The organism is Paraburkholderia sp. Tr-20389 (assembly GCF_017104565.1).
Classification (GTDB): domain Bacteria; phylum Pseudomonadota; class Gammaproteobacteria; order Burkholderiales; family Burkholderiaceae; genus Paraburkholderia.
In genome coordinates this window covers 74193-91757 of record NZ_JAAGPD010000007.1, presented here as the reverse complement: position 1 = coordinate 91757, position 17565 = coordinate 74193, and the positions used below count along the sequence as shown (strand labels likewise).

15 protein-coding genes are annotated in these 17565 nt (G+C 63.4%); 9 read left to right on the top strand and 6 right to left on the bottom strand.

The annotated features are described in order from the left end of the window. Positions 1 to 42: 42 nt before the first annotated feature. The 3 genes from G3N95_RS10680 to cysS form a co-directional block, all read right to left on the bottom strand. On the bottom strand, positions 43 to 1014 hold the full coding sequence (locus G3N95_RS10680; RefSeq protein ID WP_205969964.1) for an acetyl-CoA carboxylase carboxyltransferase subunit alpha: 972 nt from the start codon (positions 1012 to 1014) through the stop codon (positions 43 to 45). Between the two features lie 146 nt (positions 1015 to 1160). Beyond that, positions 1161 to 2186 (bottom strand): endonuclease III domain-containing protein, encoded by a 1026-nt coding sequence (locus G3N95_RS10675; RefSeq protein WP_205969963.1) that lies wholly within the window; start codon positions 2184 to 2186, stop codon positions 1161 to 1163. A gap of 47 nt (positions 2187 to 2233) precedes the next feature. Next, complete coding sequence (cysS, locus tag G3N95_RS10670) at positions 2234 to 3631, bottom strand: cysteine--tRNA ligase (protein WP_205969962.1); 1398 nt, start codon at positions 3629 to 3631, stop codon at positions 2234 to 2236. A 247-nt stretch (positions 3632 to 3878) separates the two neighbouring features. On the opposite strand from cysS, the gene G3N95_RS10665 reads away from it, so the two are divergent. From G3N95_RS10665 to G3N95_RS10650, 4 genes are all read left to right on the top strand, one after another. Next, positions 3879 to 4691 carry a tetratricopeptide repeat protein gene (locus G3N95_RS10665; RefSeq protein WP_205969961.1) on the top strand — a complete coding sequence of 271 codons (813 nt, stop codon included), beginning with the start codon at positions 3879 to 3881 and terminating at the stop codon, positions 4689 to 4691. Between the two features lie 82 nt (positions 4692 to 4773). Next, positions 4774 to 5355 carry a peptidylprolyl isomerase gene (locus G3N95_RS10660; protein WP_205969960.1) on the top strand — a complete coding sequence of 194 codons (582 nt, stop codon included), beginning with the start codon at positions 4774 to 4776 and terminating at the stop codon, positions 5353 to 5355. Positions 5356 to 5514: 159 nt separating this feature from the next. Then, complete coding sequence (locus tag G3N95_RS10655) at positions 5515 to 6009, top strand: peptidylprolyl isomerase (RefSeq protein WP_205969959.1); 495 nt, start codon at positions 5515 to 5517, stop codon at positions 6007 to 6009. Positions 6010 to 6075: 66 nt separating this feature from the next. Next, positions 6076 to 6876 carry a UDP-2,3-diacylglucosamine diphosphatase gene (locus G3N95_RS10650; RefSeq protein WP_205969958.1) on the top strand — a complete coding sequence of 267 codons (801 nt, stop codon included), beginning with the start codon at positions 6076 to 6078 and terminating at the stop codon, positions 6874 to 6876. Between the two features lie 75 nt (positions 6877 to 6951). On the opposite strand, the gene cysE is transcribed toward G3N95_RS10650, so the two are convergent. Together cysE and G3N95_RS10640 are read right to left on the bottom strand one after the other, a co-directional pair. Then, on the bottom strand, positions 6952 to 7767 hold the full coding sequence (gene cysE / locus G3N95_RS10645) for a serine O-acetyltransferase (RefSeq protein ID WP_205969957.1): 816 nt from the start codon (positions 7765 to 7767) through the stop codon (positions 6952 to 6954). A gap of 247 nt (positions 7768 to 8014) precedes the next feature. After that, complete coding sequence (locus G3N95_RS10640; RefSeq protein WP_205969956.1) at positions 8015 to 8845, bottom strand: RNA methyltransferase; 831 nt, start codon at positions 8843 to 8845, stop codon at positions 8015 to 8017. A 378-nt stretch (positions 8846 to 9223) separates the two neighbouring features. On the opposite strand from G3N95_RS10640, the gene G3N95_RS10635 reads away from it, so the two are divergent. The 4 genes from G3N95_RS10635 (at position 9224) to G3N95_RS10620 (ending at position 15474) form a co-directional block, all read left to right on the top strand. Beyond that, positions 9224 to 10027, top strand: a complete 804-nt coding sequence (locus G3N95_RS10635) for an inositol monophosphatase family protein (RefSeq protein WP_205969955.1) — start codon at positions 9224 to 9226, stop codon at positions 10025 to 10027. Positions 10028 to 10159: 132 nt separating this feature from the next. Beyond that, positions 10160 to 11458 (top strand): lysophospholipid transporter LplT, encoded by a 1299-nt coding sequence (gene lplT, locus G3N95_RS10630; RefSeq protein ID WP_205969954.1) that lies wholly within the window; start codon positions 10160 to 10162, stop codon positions 11456 to 11458. Positions 11459 to 11579: 121 nt separating this feature from the next. Further along, positions 11580 to 14258 carry a DNA mismatch repair protein MutS gene (mutS, locus tag G3N95_RS10625; protein WP_205969953.1) on the top strand — a complete coding sequence of 893 codons (2679 nt, stop codon included), beginning with the start codon at positions 11580 to 11582 and terminating at the stop codon, positions 14256 to 14258. Further along, complete coding sequence (locus tag G3N95_RS10620) at positions 14224 to 15474, top strand: hypothetical protein (protein ID WP_241018375.1); 1251 nt, start codon at positions 14224 to 14226, stop codon at positions 15472 to 15474. Before mutS ends, G3N95_RS10620 begins: the two co-directional genes overlap by 35 nt. A 94-nt stretch (positions 15475 to 15568) precedes the next feature. Here G3N95_RS10620 and G3N95_RS10615 read toward each other — a convergent pair whose 3' ends face one another. Next, positions 15569 to 16120, bottom strand: coding sequence for a peptidylprolyl isomerase (locus G3N95_RS10615; protein ID WP_205969952.1), 552 nt, complete (start codon positions 16118 to 16120; stop codon positions 15569 to 15571). 32 nt (positions 16121 to 16152) lie between these two features. Here G3N95_RS10615 and G3N95_RS10610 point away from each other — a divergent pair, with 32 nt between their 5' ends. Beyond that, positions 16153 to 17400 (top strand): cupin domain-containing protein, encoded by a 1248-nt coding sequence (locus G3N95_RS10610; RefSeq protein ID WP_205969951.1) that lies wholly within the window; start codon positions 16153 to 16155, stop codon positions 17398 to 17400. The last annotated feature ends 165 nt before the right edge of the window (positions 17401 to 17565 follow it).

The following is a 17565-nucleotide window of genomic DNA, read 5'->3' as shown; positions in this document are numbered from 1 at the left end:
GTGACGGCGCCGAAGCGCCTGCTGATGAAAACGCTAGCGCGCTTACGCGCCCGGCGTGGTTTCCTTGAACTTGCCGTAGGCCATCAGACGATCGAAGCGGCGTTGACGCAGATCGTTCGTGCTCATGCCGTGGAACTGGCGCAGCGAATCAGCCAGCGCGCGGCGCAGCATCGCCGCCATGCCCTTCGGATCGCGATGCGCGCCGCCGAGCGGCTCGCTGACGATCTTGTCGATCAGACCCAGCGCCTTCAGACGATGCGCCGTCAGGCCCAGTGCTTCAGCCGCTTCGGGCGCCTTCGCGGCGCTCTTCCACAGAATCGACGCGCAGCCTTCGGGCGAAATCACCGAGTAGGTCGAGAACTGCAGCATCAGCACGCTGTCAGCGACGGCGACAGCCAGTGCGCCGCCCGAACCGCCTTCGCCGATGATCGTCGAGATGATCGGCGTCTTCAGCTCGGCCATCACATACAGATTGCGGCCGATCGCTTCCGACTGACCGCGCTCTTCCGCGCCGATGCCGGGATACGCGCCCGGCGTGTCGATGAACGTAAAGAGCGGCAAACCGAATTTCTCGGCAAGGCGCATCAGCCGTTCGGCCTTGCGATAGCCCTCGGGACGCGGCATGCCGAAGTTGCGCAGCGCGCGCTCCTTCGTGTCACGGCCCTTCTGGTGGCCGATCACCATGCACGGCTGGCCATTGAAGCGCGCGAGGCCGCCGACGATCGACAGGTCGTCCGAAAACGAACGGTCGCCATGCAGTTCGTGGAAATCGGTGAACAGTTCGTTGATGTAGTCCTGCGTGTACGGACGCTGCGGATGACGCGCGATTTGCGAAACCTGCCACGGCGACAGGTTCGTATACAGATCCTTCGTGAGTTGCTGGCTCTTCTTCGACAGCCGCTCGATCTCTTCCGAAATATCGACGGCCGAATCGTCCTGCACGAAGCGCAATTCTTCGATTTTCGCTTCGAGCTCCGCGATTGGCTGCTCGAAATCCAGAAAGGTGGTCTTCATTGGTTTTTAATCCTTCGACTTACCGGCAGCGCGTATTCTAACCGCGCGCGCCCATGACGAAATCGTCTCGAATCTATCGATTTTAACAAATCGATAGACGATGAGGGGTTCCGCTTTTTGCTTCGCTCGTTGCTTCGTTCGTTTCTTCAGTTGCCGGCGGGCGCCGGATCAAGGCTTCGCCACATATACCACGTTGCGACGGTACGCCACGGCTCCCAGTTCGCAGCGACTTCCCGCGCCTCGCTGCGCGTCACCGGCTCCCCGCTGAAATAGTTCTGGCTGATTGCGTGGATCAGATTCGGATCGTCGAGCGGCAGCACGTCCGGACGCGAGAGGTCGAAAATCAGGAACATCTCGGCCGTCCAGCGGCTGATGCCGCGAATCTGCGTCAGCTCGGCGATCACGCCCTCGTCTTCCATCGACGTCCACTTGCCGACGTGCAAGGCACCCGAGACGAAGTGATGCGCGAGATCGAGAATGTACTCGGCCTTGCGCTTCGATACGCCGCAGCCCATCAGATCGCCCTGGCCCAGCTTGATGATCTGCTGGGGCACGAGCTTCGGACACGCAGCGACGATGCGTTGCCACATTGCCTGCGCGGACGCGACGGAAATCTGCTGACCGATCACCGACCGCGCAAGCGTGACGAACGGATCGGCACGGCTCGACAGATGCACCGGGCCGAATTTCGGAATCAGCTTCTTGAGAATGCGGTCGCGCTTGACGAGATCGGCGCACGCCTTGTCCCAATACGCGGGACGCGTGACGACCGACGGCTGCGCGGCCTGCACCGCGTCGACGCCTTCCGCCGACGACACCGCCGCGCGCGGCTTGCGCGCCGGCTCGACTTCCTGGTTGTCGTGCGCGGTGTCGCGCAAATCACCCGCGAGTCCGGCAGGCAGCGAACCGTTGCCCTTCGCGTGCGCAGTCCGCGCGCGCGACGGCTTCACCGCTGCAGCCTCGGGCGCGTCCGCGCCGTTGACGTGAGATCGCGTCGGCACAGGCCTCGCGAGCGCACCCGCCTTGACCCCCTTCGCCGATGCCGATTTCACCGCCACCTTCGCGGCGCCCTTCGCGGTCACACCGTTTCGCGCACGCACTGCCCTTACTTTAGATGCCGCGTCAGATTGAGACGCGGCCCGTTTAGCCGGCGTCTTCGTGGCCGTTGCCATCCTGCCTCCTGCCTGGCGAGTCGATCAGTGGGAAGTTCGAGGTGCGTTCAAACGCGACGCCACTCGGTCAACCCGCCCGGTTTATCTTCGAGTGCAATACCGGTGTCCAGCAATTCCTTGCGGATCCGGTCTGCCTCGGCGTAGTCCTTTGCCTGCTTCGCGGCGACGCGCGCGGCGATCTTCGCTTCGATCGCTGCCGTATCCAGCGCGCCTTCGCCGACGCTCCCCCCCGCCTGTTGCAGATAGACGCGCGGCTCGCGCCCGAGCAACCCGAGCACAAGCCCAAGACCGTGCAATTGACGCGCAAGCGCCCCATCGCGCGTGCGGTTCACTTCGCTCACCAGCTCGAACAGCACGGACACGGCGACAGGCGTATTGAAATCGTCGTTCATCGCCGCGCGAAAACGCTGTGCGTACGCTTCGCTCCAGTCGACTTCGCCGGCTTGCGGCGGTGTGTCCTTCAGCGCCGTGTACAGACGCGCGAGCGCGCCGCGCGCATCGTCGAGATGCACGTCGCTGTAGTTGAGCGGCGAACGGTAATGCGCGCGCGCAATGAAGAACCGCACGACTTCGGCATCGTACTTCGCGAGCACCTCGCGGATCGTGAAGAAGTTGCCGAGCGACTTCGACATCTTCTCATTGTCGATCTGGACGTAGCCGTTGTGCATCCAGTAATTGACGAAGGTTTGGCGCGTTGCGCCTTCACTTTGTGCGATCTCGTTTTCGTGGTGCGGAAACTGCAGATCCTGGCCGCCGCCATGAATGTCGAAATGTTCGCCGAGCAGCGTGCAGCCCATCGCCGAGCACTCGATATGCCAGCCGGGACGCCCGCGGCCGTACTTCGAATCCCAGCCGGTGTCGGCGGGCTCGTTGGGCTTCGACTGCTTCCACAGCACGAAGTCGAGCGGGTCCTGCTTCGCGTCGTTGGCGGCCACGCGCTCGCCTGCGCGCAGGTCTTCGAGCGACTTGCCCGATAGCGCGCCGTAGTTGTCGAACTTGCGCACCGCGTAGTTCACGTCGCCGTCGGCGGCCTGGTACGCGTAGCCGTTCGCTTCGAGCTTCTCGATCATGCCGAGCATCTGCGGCACGAACTCCGTCGCGCGCGGCTCGAGATCGGGCCGTTCGATACCGAGCGCGTCGGCATCTTCATGCAGCGCCGCGATGAAGCGGTCGGTCAGCGACTTGATGGTCTCGCCGTTCTCGACGGCGCGGCGAATGATCTTGTCGTCGATGTCGGTGATGTTGCGCACATAGGTGACCTTGTACCCGAGCGTGCGCAGCCAGCGCTGCACGATGTCGAACACGACCATCACCCGCGCATGGCCCACGTGGCAGTAGTCGTACACCGTCATCCCGCAGACATACATGCGCACTTCGCCTTCATGAAGCGGCACGAAATTTTGCTTGTCACGCGCGAGCGTGTTGTAGATGCGCAGAGATTCCATAGAGACGATGCGTGGGCCGAAAGAAATCCGCTTGGTGTTCGTTCATACCGCGCCCGAAGAAAGCATGCAACTGCATGAACGAACACGGGCGGTGCGGCATGACTGACAGCATGTCGCGCAACGGTGCGGGATCAGGCTGACGTCAAGGCGGAGACGACCACGAGTGGCGAAAGACAGTCTGTGGTTCGACGGAACGCGCAGACCTTTTGTTAGAATGGGTCGGAGTATAACATCCCGACCTGAGCCTATGAAACACTCCAGCGGCCGCGCGCGAGGCGCCACGCCCCTCTTCGCGACGGCGCTCCGTTCGACATTTTCTTCGACGTCGGACACATCGTCCCGCCCGGGTTTGCTCGCGGCTTTGAGCGCGGCAGCGGGCACGGCCTGCTGCGGTCTTGCCCTGTTGATGCTGCCCGCCGCACCGGCTTTCGCGCAGAAAACGCAGACGGTTTCCCACGGTCCGGCCGTGCGCGACGTCACGCCGGACGCCGACGCGTCCATCCAGGAGAAGAACTGGACGGCCGCCCTCGCGCAGCTCGACGCGCGCATCGCCGCCAATCCGCGCGACGCGCAGGCCAAATTCAAGCGCGCCACGGTGCTCGCGCGACTGAATCGCGACGACGACGCCATCGCCGCGTTCACCGAACTCACCCAGACCTACCCCGAACTGCCTGAGCCGTACAACAACCTCGCTGCGCTGTACGCGAAGCAGGGCCGCTACACGGAAGCGCGCGCCGCGCTGGAAACGGCTGTCAAGGCGAGCCCCGGTTACGGTCTCGCGTATGAAAATCTCGGCGACCTGTATCTGCGCCTCGCGGATCAGGCGTATCGCCGTGCGCAAAGTCTTGGTGCCGGTAACGGCACGACGAGCCAGCGCATCGCCGACATCGAGAAAATCGTGTCGCCGCGCAAGACGCCCGTGAAGAAGACGAGCCAGCCGGCAGCCGAATCGGACTACACGAATCGCGCGATGGAGAACATCACGAACTCGCAGGGCTTCCAGTTCGGCGGCCCGAATGGTTCGCTCGCGACGCCGCCATACGTTGCACCATCGCAGTGAGCGCTCGCGCGCGTGCCTTCGGGCCGCGCGCTTGCCGACGTTTTTCTTCTGAGTTCACCCTGCTTTCACCCCGAGGATTTACATGAAATGGTTGATGTTGGCGCTCGGCAGCGCCGCCCTGATCGCAAACGCACCCGCCTTTGCGCAAAACGGGTCACAGGCTGCGCATCCGTCCGTTCTCTTGAAGACATCGGAAGGCGATATCCGCGTCGAGCTGTATCCTGAGAAAGCGCCGAAGACGGTTGCCAACTTCCTCGACTACGTGAAATCCGGTCAATACAACGGCACGATCTTCCATCGCGTGATCCCCGGCTTCATGATCCAGGGCGGCGGCTACACGACAAGCTTCGCGGAGAAGCCGACGCGCGCGCCGATTCCCCTCGAAAGCCGCAATGGCCTGAAAAACATGACGGGCACGATCGCGATGGCGCGTACGGGCGATCCGAATTCGGCCACGGCACAATTCTTCATCAACACGGTCGACAACGCCGGCCTCGACTATCCGAATCCGGATGGCAACGGTTATGCCGTGTTCGGCAAGGTGACGGCAGGCATGGACGTCGTGAAGAAGATCGAAGGAACACCTACTACGTCGCGCGGCCCGATGAGCGATGTGCCGCAAAAGCAGGTCGTGATCCAGTCGGCGACAATAGTCGGCAAGTAAGGCGGCAAACAGGTCGGCGGAACCGGCAAGGCGACGGGCGAATCAGCCACGAAGCCGACATGCAGCACCGGAACTAACCATGCCACGGGCGCGGGCCACTCACCGCTCAGACGGCGATGCACCGCGCCTTCCACTCACTCAGACCCAAAGGAAATCATCATGGTTGAACTGCACACGAACCACGGCGTCATCAAGCTCGAACTTGACGCGGAAAAAGCGCCGAAGTCGGTCGAAAACTTCCTCGCCTATGTGAAGGCCGGCCACTACGACAACACGGTGTTCCACCGCGTGATCGACGGCTTCATGATCCAGGGCGGCGGCTTCGAACCCGGCATGCAGCAAAAGCCGACCAGCACGCCGATCGCCAACGAGGCGAACAACGGTCTGAAGAACGTCAAGGGTTCGATTGCGATGGCACGCACGAACGACCCGCACTCGGCAACGGCCCAGTTCTTCATCAACGTGAACGACAACGACTTCCTGAACCACTCGTCGCCGACGCCGCAGGGCTGGGGCTACGCAGTGTTCGGCAAGGTCGTCGAAGGCCTCGACGTCGTCGATGCGATCCGCAAGGTCAAGACGGGTTCGAAGGGCTTCCACCAGGACGTGCCCGTCGACGACGTGATCATCGAAAAGGCTGTCGTCGTCGAGTAAGAACATTACTCAGCCGAACGGCCTATTCTTTAAGAAGCGCTGAGAAACCAAGAGAAGCACACTTCAATGCTGCAAGAAACGCCGCTGCGAAGCGTCGCTGCGGGCGTGCCTGGCGAGGGCAAACGCCCCCACGCGGCGCGCCCGTTTTTCTTTATCGCCGACCTGCATCTGAGCGAGGCGATCCCGCAAACGGTCGCCGCGTTCGAGCACTTCGTCATGGTGACGGCCGAGCACGCGGATTCCGTCTTCATTCTCGGCGACCTGTTCGAATACTGGATCGGCGACGACATGCTCGCCGAACCCTTCCCCGCCCGCATGGCCAAGCTGATGCATACGCTGTCGGAGCGCGGCATTGCGCTCTACATCATGCACGGCAACCGCGACTTCCTGTTGGGCAAGCGCTTCATGAAAGCGGCGGGCGCGATCTGGCTGCCCGATCCGTTCGTCATTACCGCATTCGGTACCAAGATCGCGCTCACGCATGGCGACGCGCAGTGCACGCTGGACCGTGGCTACCAGCGCTTTCGCGGCTTTGCGCGCAACCGTCTCGCGCAGTGGCTGTTTCTGGCATGGCCGTATCGCTGGCGCAAGGCGCTGGCTGAAAAGATGCGCAGGACGAGCGAAGCGGGACGTGTACGCCCGGTGACGCCGCGATATGACGTGACGTCGGAAGGCATCGCCGCGCTCTTCAAGAAGACCAAAACGGCCACCATGATTCACGGCCACACGCACCGGCCCGCGCTGCATCACGAGAAAGGCGGCATGCGCTGGGTACTGCCCGATTGGGACCTCGACCACGGCGAGCGCCGTGGCGGTTACGTGCGTATCGATTCCGAAGGGATCAAGGCGCTGCGGCTCGACAAATAAATAGCCGCTTGCAATGTCGCGGTCCAGTTGACGCGTCGTTCGCGTCGGCGCAGCGACGCCGCTGTCGACGCCAACTCAGCGCGTCGTTTCCTCGACCTTCCCCGCAATCGCCGCCGAAAGACGGCGCAGATCCAGCAACGCGGCATCCGCGCCGTGCAGCGCTTCGAGACTCGCACCGAGCCGTTCGAGCGCGGCGACGATTTCATCAATGCGCTGCGACTGCGTAGCCGCATGGTCGATCAGCCCGTGAATCGCGAGCGAAACGGGATCGTCCGCATTCGGCGTGATGCCGTATGCACAGAAACCCGGGCGCGTGCGCGTTGGGTTGGCATCCGGTTTCACGTCAGTGTCGAGCGGCGCGTTCGCGGCTGCCCTGGCCGGCATGATCACGCGCGCCGGATTGCCGACAGCCGTGCCGCCCGCCGGCACCGGCTTCACGACCACGGCATTCGAACCGATTTTCGCGTCCGCGCCGATGGTAAAGCCTCCGAGCACCTTCGCGCCCGCGCCGACGATCACGCCGCGCTCGAGCGTCGGATGGCGTTTCGCACCGCGCGTCAGCGACGTGCCGCCGAGCGTGACGCCCTGATAGATCGTGCAATCGTCGCCGACTTCAGCCGTCTCGCCGATCACGACGCCCATGCCGTGGTCGATGAACACGCGCCGTCCGATGGTCGCGCCCGGATGAATTTCGATGCCCGTCATGAAGCGGCCGAACTGCGATGCGAAGCGCGCGAGCCAGCGGCGATTCGCGCGCCAGCAAGCGTGGGCGAAACGATGGAAGATCAGCGCATGCAAACCCGGATAACACGTGAGGACTTCCCAGGCGCTGCGGGCGGCGGGATCGCGCTCGCGGATCGTGGCGATGTCTTCGCGGAGTCTCGTGAACATGGCAGTGGGGCTGTCGTAGGGATGGAGCGCCGCCGCGCGTCGCGCGGGCAGCAGCAGGCCGCCGTTGCATCCGGCGTCGGGACGTTGGCGTCCGACACCACGTCTATTGCAGCCGGCGTGCTTTGCTTATGACGTTTCGGGCCATTGTAGGGCGAATGCGCGAAACCTGCCGGAAGCCCACGCAGACGACAAGGTCTGGCGCCTCATGGGCAAAACGGGCGCCCGGCTCGACCTGCCCGCGCACGATTCAACGCTCGTCGGCGTCGCGCCCTTTTGCCTTCAGCAGAATGTGCTTGGCGATGCCCCGCACGATATTGACCTCTTCGCGCTCGAGACCCGAGCGAGCAAAGAGCCGCCGCAAGCGCGACATCAGCTTCTTGGGATTGCCGGGATCGAGGAAGTCGAGCGCGATCAGTGCGTTTTCCAGATGCACGTACATACGCTCGATTTCGTCGCTGGCCGCGAGTGCGCCGGCACTGCCCGACACGGAATCCGCGCCCTCGCCGTCGACCAGATACGCCATGCGCAGTTCATACGACAGCACCTGGATTGCCTGCGAGAGATTCAGCGAACTGTACGCAGGATTCGCGGGAATGTGCGCAAGCGCGCTGCACCGCTCGACATCTTCGTTCGACAGACCCGTACGCTCGTTGCCGAACACGAGCGCGATATCGCCATGCGCGGCATGCTCGCGCGCCTGCGTCGCGGCGGCGCGCGGCGCGAGTTGCGGCGGCCCGTATTCGCGAGCGCGCGCCGTCAGCGCCAGCGACCAGCTCGCGCCCGACAGCGCGTCCGCGAGCGTCGGCACGACATGAGCCGACGCGAGTACGTCGTCCGCGCCGCTGGCCATCGCGATCGCTTCCGGGTCGTTCTTCACATCGGCCACACGCGGCGACACCAGCACGAGCCGCGAGAAGCCCATGGTCTTCAGCGCCCGTGCCGCTGCGCCGACGTTGCCGGGATGACTGGGCTCGACGAGCACGAAACGCGTCGACGTGAAGCCGCCGCCGATGGTGCCGGAGTTGTCGGAAGCAGTACTGGTAGAGGTCGAAGAAGGCGTCTGAACCACGATAGGCATTTAAGTGCAAGGAAACAGTCATGTTAGCGCCGCCCGCCCGCTCTTTCCATCTGCCGTTCGGCTAACGTCTGCCCTGTTGCTTCGGAATCGACGCGCTTGCATCCGCCACGTATCCATCATGCACCGGTCCGGATAGGCCCCGACCGCCATGAAACCACCAGACTCAGGTAAAATCCCGATATTCGCGCCCTGCCAACTCGTCTCTCACAGGGATCATCCGCAAGGCGCACCGCTCTTCTTCAATTCGTCTCCGTCGACGGAATGTGCTGCCAGGTTGCGACCCCGTCGTGTCCGGCGCCCGTTTCGCGTGATTAACAGCTTATTTTCAGCTCAACACCGGGCAGCCGCCGTGCGCGTCCGGCACAAGGATCCAGACTCATGCATCCCATGCTCAATATCGCTGTCAAGGCCGCTCGCCGCGCCGGGCAGATCATCAACCGCGCGTCGCTCGATCTCGACCTCGTGCAGGTCAGCAAGAAACAGCACAACGATTTCGTCACGGAGGTCGACAAGGCGTCGGAAGCGGCCATCATCGAAACGCTGACCACCGCCTACCCCGATCACGCCATCCTCGCCGAAGAGTCCGGCGAATCGGGCAACGAGTCCGAATATCAGTGGATCATCGATCCCCTCGACGGCACCACGAACTTCATCCACGGCTTCCAGTACTACTGCGTGTCGATCGCGCTCGCGCACAAGGGCATCGTCACGCAGGCGGTCGTCTATGACCCGACGCGCAACGACCTGTTCACGGCATCGCGCGGCCGCGGCGCCTACCTGAATGACCGCCGCATCCGCGTCGCCCGCCGCGACCGGCTCGCCGACAGCCTGATCGGCACGGGCTTCCCGTTCCGCGAAAAGGACACGCTCGACGCCTACACGCAACTCTTCGCCGACATGACCAAGGCCTGCGCGGGCCTGCGCCGCCCGGGCGCGGCCGCCCTCGATCTGGCAAACGTCGCAGCGGGCCGCCTCGACGGCTTCTTCGAGCAAGGCATCAGCGCATGGGACATGGCGGCAGGCAGCTTGCTCATCACGGAAGCAGGCGGCCTCGTCGGCAACTACACGGGCGACTCGGACTTCCTGCATCTGCATGAGATCGTCGCGGGCAACCCGAAGGTTTATGCGCAGATGATTCCGATTCTGTCGCGCTACACGCGGACGAAGGAACAGGCGGCGTAAGACGCTGTGCGATATCGAAAGCGGCTTCGGCCGCTTTTTCTTTTTGAGCCGCCGCACACGACGCGCTTCGCGCACATACCGCAAAGCGTGCGTCAACGGCAAAAATGCGGGCGCTGTGTTCCAATCGGGACCATGAAGAAAGGTTTCTACACGATCATCGCGGCACAGTTCGTGTCGTCGCTCGCCGATAACGCGCTGCTGATCGCGGCCATCGCGCTGCTCACGGTAATCCGCTCGCCCGCGTGGATCACGCCGCTGCTGCAGATCTTCTTCACGATCTCATACGTACTGCTCGCGCCCTTCGTCGGCGCGTTTGCCGATGCATTGCAAAAGCGCCACGTGATGTTCATTTCGAACGCGCTGAAGGCAGGCGGCTGCCTGCTGATGATCGGCGGCGTGCATCCGATGATCGCGTATGGCGTGGTCGGCTTCGGCGCGGCCGCGTACTCGCCGGCGAAGTACGGCATTCTCACCGAACTGCTGCCCGCCGAACGGCTCGTCGCCGCGAACGCGTGGCTCGAATCGGCGACCGTGCTGTCGACCATCGTCGGCACGATGCTGGGCGGCGCGCTGATCAGCACCTACGCGTCGCGTCTGGTTCAGCACATGCAGTGGCCGCTGATCCATTCCGCCGCCGACCTCGCGATGCTCGCCGTGATGATCACCTACGCGATCGCCGCGGCGCTCAACGTCGGCATTCCGGACACGGGCGCGCGTTATCCGAACCGGCTGGTCGAACCCGGCGCGCTCGTCGGCGAGTTCGTGCGCTGTTTCAACGTGCTGTGGGCCGATCGCCTCGCGCAGATTGCGCTGTGGGTCACGACCCTGATGTGGGGCGGCGCCGTCACGCTCCAATTGCTCGTGCTCAAGTGGGCGGACGCGAACCTCGGGCTGTCGCTCTCGAAGGCGGCTGTCATGCAGGGCGTCGCGGGCCTTGGCATTGCGATCGGCGCGGCGGCCGCCGCAGCATGGATTCCATTGCGCGCTTCGCTGAAGGTGTTGCCCATCGGCCTGATCACGGGCGGCGTCGCCATTGCGATGGCCTTCTACAGCAAGAGCCTGTTTCCTCCCGGCGCCGGCCTGCGCGTCGGCGAACTGTTCGCGCCCGCTTACCTGATCTTCTCCTATCCGTTGATGGTTCTGCTCGGCGCGCTGTCCGGCTTTTTCATCGTGCCGATGAATGCGATTCTTCAACATCGCGGCGCGACGCTGCTCACGGCGGGCCATTCGATCGCCGTGCAGAACTTCAACCAGAACCTCGCCGTCCTGCTGATGCTGGGCGCGTACGCGATCCTGCTGACGGCGAAAATGCCCGTGCAGTGGATCATCGCCGTGTTCGGCCTGTTCATCACGGGGATGATGTGGCTTGCGCAGCGACGCAGTGCCGCGAACGCGCACAAGGTCGACATGCGCGCGCTCATCGAGGAATGAACGTCTCCGCAGCTTACGCAACGGAATGTCGCTGCGGCAGCCTGGCCATCCGGCCAGGTTCGCTCGACGCGTCGCCGGGTTAAACTCACGCCCTGAACAGTTACGCAAGAAAGACACGAGGATGGGCACTCAAACGGCAGCCGCAAGCGATATCGCGCAACACACTCCCATGATGCAGCAGTACCTGCGCATCAAAGGGGAGCATCCGGGCACGCTCGTGTTCTACCGGATGGGCGACTTCTATGAACTGTTCTTCGACGACGCGGAAAAAGCCTCGCGCCTGCTCGATCTGACACTCACGCAGCGCGGCGCATCGGGCGGCAATCCGATCAAGATGGCGGGCGTGCCGCATCACGCCGTCGAACAATATCTGGCGAAACTCGTGAAGCTCGGCGAGTCGGTCGCGATCTGCGAACAGATCGGCGACCCGGCGACATCGAAGGGGCCCGTCGAGCGCAAGGTCGTGCGCGTGGTGACGCCGGGCACGCTGACTGACGCCGCCCTGCTCTCCGACAAGAGCGATACCTATCTGCTCGCGGTATGCGCGGGACACAACCGGCGCGGCGTGGTCACGACGGTCGGTCTCGCCTGGCTGAATCTGGCCAGCGGCGCGCTGCGCCTCGCCGAAGTCGCGCCCGATCAGGTCGCGGCAGCACTTGAGCGCATCCGTCCCGCTGAAATCCTCGTTGCCGACGCGCCGTCGTCGGGCGACGCGAACGCGTGGTCGATGCCCACGGGTTTCGGCGCGACCACGCGTGTCCCCGTCTGGCATTTCGACGTCGCGTCGGGCACGCAGCGGCTGTGCGATCAACTCGAAGTAGCAGGCCTCGACGGCTTCGGCGCGCATTCGCTTTCCAGCGCGTGCGGCGCGGCAGGCGCATTGCTGCTGTACGCGGCGGCCACGCAAGGTCAGCAGTTGCGCCACGTGCGCAGTCTGAAAGTCGAATACGAATCGGAGTACATCGGCCTCGATCCGTCCACGCGGCGCAATCTCGAACTCACGGAAACGCTGCGCGGCACGGACTCGCCCACGCTCTGCTCGCTGCTCGATACCTGCTGCACGACGATGGGCAGCCGGCTGCTGCGTCACTGGCTGCATCATCCGCCACGCGATGCCTCGTTCGCGCAGGCGCGCCAGCAGGCCATCGGCGCGTTGCTCGACGCGCCGCCTCAAGCCAGCCTCGATGCGCTGCGCGGCGCGCTGCGACAGATCTCGGATATCGAACGGATCACGGGGCGGCTGGCGCTGCTGTCCGCGCGTCCGCGAGATCTATCCAGCCTGCGCGACACGTTCATCGCGCTGCCCGAACTGCGCGCGCAACTCGTCGCGGTCACGGCGGCAGCGGATTCGCTCGCGCGCATCGATGCGTCGCTGGAACCGCCCGCCGATTGCGTCGATCTGTTGAAACGCGCCGTCGCGCAGGAACCGGCGGCGATGATCCGCGACGGCGGTGTCATCGCACGCGGCTATGACGCGGACCTCGATGAACTGCGAGATATTTCGGAGAACTGCGGACAGTTCCTGATCGATCTCGAAACGCGTGAACGCGCGCGGACAGGCATCGGCAATCTGCGCGTCGAGTACAACAAGGTGCACGGCTTCTATATCGAAGTCACGCGCGGCCAGACGGACAAAGTGCCCGACGACTACCGTCGCCGCCAGACCCTGAAGAACGCCGAACGCTACATCACGCCCGAGCTGAAGACGTTCGAGGATAAAGCGCTGTCCGCGCAGGAACGCGCACTCGCTCGCGAAAAAGCCTTGTATGACGCGCTGCTGCAATCGCTGCTGCCCTTCATCGCCGACTGCCAGCGGGTCGCGTCGGCGCTCGCCGAACTCGATCTGCTCGCTGCGTTCGCCGAGCGGGCCCGCGCGCTCGACTGGGTCGCGCCGAGCTTCTCCGCAACGGGCGGCATCGATATCGAACAGGGCCGGCATCCCGTGGTCGAAGCGCAGGTCGAGCAGTTCATCGCGAACGACTGCGTGCTGAACCCCGAACGCAAGCTGCTGCTGATCACCGGTCCGAACATGGGCGGTAAGTCGACCTTCATGCGGCAGACCGCGCTGATCGCGCTGATGGCGCATGTCGGCAGCTATGTGCCGGCGCGTCGGGCATCGTTTGGACCGATCGACCGGATCTTCACGCGGATCGGCGCCGCCGACGATCTGGCGGGTGGGCGCTCGACCTTCATGGTCGAAATGACGGAAGCGGCCGCGATCCTGAACGACGCGACACCGCAAAGCCTCGTGCTGATGGACGAGATCGGCCGCGGCACGTCCACCTTCGACGGCCTCGCGCTCGCGTGGGCAATCGCGCGACACCTGCTTGCGCATAATGGCTGCCACACACTCTTCGCGACGCACTACTTCGAATTGACGCAACTGCCTGCCGAGTTTCCGCACGCGGCCAACGTCCATCTGTCGGCGGTCGAACATGGGCACGGCATCGTGTTCCTGCATGCCGTCAACGAAGGCCCTGCCAACCAGAGTTACGGCCTGCAGGTCGCACAACTCGCGGGCGTGCCGAATGCCGTGATTCGCGCCGCGCGCAAGCACCTCGCCTACCTGGAACAGCAATCGGCTGCTGCGCCCGCGCCGCAACTCGACCTGTTCGCCGCGCCCGTGGCAATGCTCGAAGACGCCGACGACGAGCCCGTCGCCCCGGCGCTCGATCCCGCTACCCAGACGCTCGTCGAGCGCCTGCGCGAGATTGACCCGAACGATCTGCGGCCGCGCGACGCACTCGATCTGCTTTACGAACTGCATGAACTGGCCAAGTCGCCAGATGCGCCGCGCTGACACGCACACGAACTGCGCGCTGACACGCCGCCGCTGTTCGGGCGGCGCAGTGCGCGCCATCGCGGTCGCCGCCACGCTGGCGCTGGCAGCGTACGGCTCCGGGTCGTTTGCTAAAGAATCGGCGCCCAACTACGCGTTCGCGGTCATCGGCAGTACGCTGCAGGGTCCCGCCGACGAAGCGCTCACGCAGCGGCTCCTGGAAGCAATCGGGCGCGAGCCGGACGTTTCGTTCGTCGTGTACGACGGCAATCTGAAAAGCGGCAAGGAAGCGTGCCGGGACTCGCTGTTCGAGACGCGCCATACGCTGCTCGAAACTTCGAAGCCCGCACTCGTCTTCATCCCTGGCCAGCATGACTGGGCCGATTGCGGGACGGCTGAGGCAGGCGGCTACGATCCCGTCGAACGACTCGATCAGTTGCGGCAGACCTTGTTCGCGGATGCGTCGTCGATGGGACAGAATCCGCTTCCGCTTGCGCGGGAAAGCGAAGTATCGCGATTTCATCCGTATCGGGAAAACGTGCGCTGGATGGTCGGCGACACGGTATTCGTGGGCCTGAACGTACCGGGCCCAAACAATCATTTTCTGTATGCAGGCGGTCGCAACGGCGAATTCGAAGACCGCGTGATCGCCAACACCTTCTGGCTCGATCATGCGGCCGAGTACGCAAAGCGCCGTGGTGCGCGCGCGATCGTCGTGCTGGTTCAGGGCGATTTCGATCCCGAGCGCTACGAGCGCCCTGAACGATTCGCGTGGCTGCGCTTCGGCCATCGATCGAAGCGCGATGGCTTCATGGAATTCAAGCGCAGTCTCGTGAAACTGGCGGAGACGTTTCGCGGACCCGTGGTCGTGATTCATCAGGACGACGATCGATCGCACCCTGGCTTCATGATCGACCAGCCGTTGCGCAACGACAAAGGCGATCTGGTGACGAATCTCACGCGTATCGCATTCGCGCCGCGTAGTCCTCAGAACCAGTGGGTGCAAATCGACGTCGATCTGGCGAAACGGCCGCCGTTTCGCGTCACCGTGCGGGATGTGCCGAAGAGTCTGCCGCTGCCTGCTGCGCCCACTATGCCGAACGCGGCGCCCCCCGTACCGCCGCCGATGCCGCCCGTACCGGATTCCTCACCCGCTTCGGAACTGCCGCCGATACTGCCCGAGCCTTCGCCCCCAGGCATGGGCGCGAGCGGAACGAACCGGGGCAACGGCTACTAGCGCCACTCCACGCCCAGATGCGACAACGGGCGCTTTCGCGCCCGCTGCGGGAACTGCTCCGACTTCCCGTCTCTGACCTGTCAACCCTGCACGGTCAGTGCAGCGTCGGCCGTGACGGTTCGGCTTCGTCGGCACCATCTTCGTCATCGTCTTCATCGACGATTTCGAGGCCGCTCGCACCATGCGCGTGCTCGTGCTGGATCTCGTCTTCCGTCGCTTCGCGCACGTCCTTCACGGTCAGCGCGAAACGCAGCGCCATACCGGCGAGCGGATGATTGCCGTCGAGCACGACTTTGTCTTCCGCGACGTCGGTCACCGTATAGATCAGCGAATCGAGGTCTTCGTCGCCCTCTTCAGGCGTGCCTTCGAACTGCATGCCGACTTCCAGCGGCTCGGGAAACCGGTTGCGCGGCTCTATCTTCACGAGTTCGGGATCGTATTCGCCGAATGCGTCGCCCGGCTCCAACTGGATCTGGGTTTCGAAGCCGGGCTCATGGCCGTCGAGCTCTTCCTCGATCTTGGGGAACGTGCCATCATAGCCGCCGTGCAGATAAACCATCGGCTCGTCGCTTTCCTCGATCAGATTGCCTTGCGCATCCGACAACTTGTAAGAGACCGATACGACGGTGTTCTTTGCGATTTTCATTCGATTCTCCAGATTACGACTCACATTATACGATGCCCGTGCGGCCCCCTGACTACCCCGCTGGCAAAGGTTCAGCGCGTCCTTCTCCGAGTTCCGTTTCCATGTCTTCCGCGCCATCGCCGGATCAGCCTGCAGCGCTGCTCGGCAATCTGACACCGTCGCAATTCATGCGGCGCTACTGGCAGAAAAAGCCGCTGCTCATCCGTCAGGCCATTCCCGATATTGCGGCGCCGCTCTCGCGCGACGAACTGTTCGAGCTGGCCGATCAGGACGAAGTGGAGGCACGCCTCATCACGCACTTTCGCAACAAATGGCAACTCGAGCATGGTCCGTTTGCTGCAGACGAATTGCCGTCCGTCAAACAGCGCGCGTGGACTTTGCTCGTGCAAGGCGTCGACCTGCATAACGACCGCGCACGAGCATTACTTGACCGCTTTCGCTTCGTGCCCGACGCGCGCCTCGACGATCTGATGATCTCGTATGCGACGGACGGCGGCGGCGTCGGTCCTCACTTCGACTCTTACGATGTCTTCCTGTTGCAGGTGCACGGCAAGCGTCGCTGGCGAATCGGCGCGCAACGCGATCTGACGTTGCAACCGGGTTTGCCGTTGAAAGTTCTACAACACTTCGAACCCGAAGAAGAATGGGTGCTGGAGCCGGGCGACATGCTGTATCTGCCGCCGCACATCGCACACGACGGCGTCGCGGAAGGCGAATGCATGACGTGCTCGATCGGTTTCCGTGCGCCGTCGACGGCCGAACTGGCCGCGCAGTTCCTCTACTACCTTGCTGAGCGCGGTGAAGCGAATGGCGCGCGGGATGGCGCTACGCTCTATCGCGATCCGCAGCAACCGGCTGTCGCGAAGCCCGCGGCACTGCCCGCTGCACTCGTGGACCGCGTGGGCGCAATCCTTGCTAAGATCGACTGGAGCGAGAAGGACGTGTCGGCTTTTCTCGGCACGTATCTGAGCGAACCGAAGCCGAGCGTCGTGTTCGATCCACCCGAAAAACCGCTCGACGAAACGCGTTTTTTGAAGCGCGCAAGCAAGGAAGGTGTGCGGCTCGATCGCAAAACTGTGCTGCTTTACGACACCCGCTCTTATTACCTGAATGGAGAAGAAAGCCGGTTGTCGGGCGTTAAAAATTGGGTGATTGAACTCGCCGACAACCGCTATCTGAGTGCGAAACGCTTTGTAACACTCTCACAGCAATCGTCGATGACAGCACTGCTACACGAGTGGTATCGTGCGGGCTGGATACAGATGGGTGAACTGAGATAAGATTCGCTCCGCTGTCATACCGTATAGCGAAAAATTGTCTGAGAAAGACAACGTATTGGCCCCGGATTTGTCGACGGTCGATATGAAAGTGCATATAATTTCCGCCCAAGCCGTAGGGAAGATTCACGCTCATGAAGTGCGGTCTCCACCAGCGGCCCAGGTCGG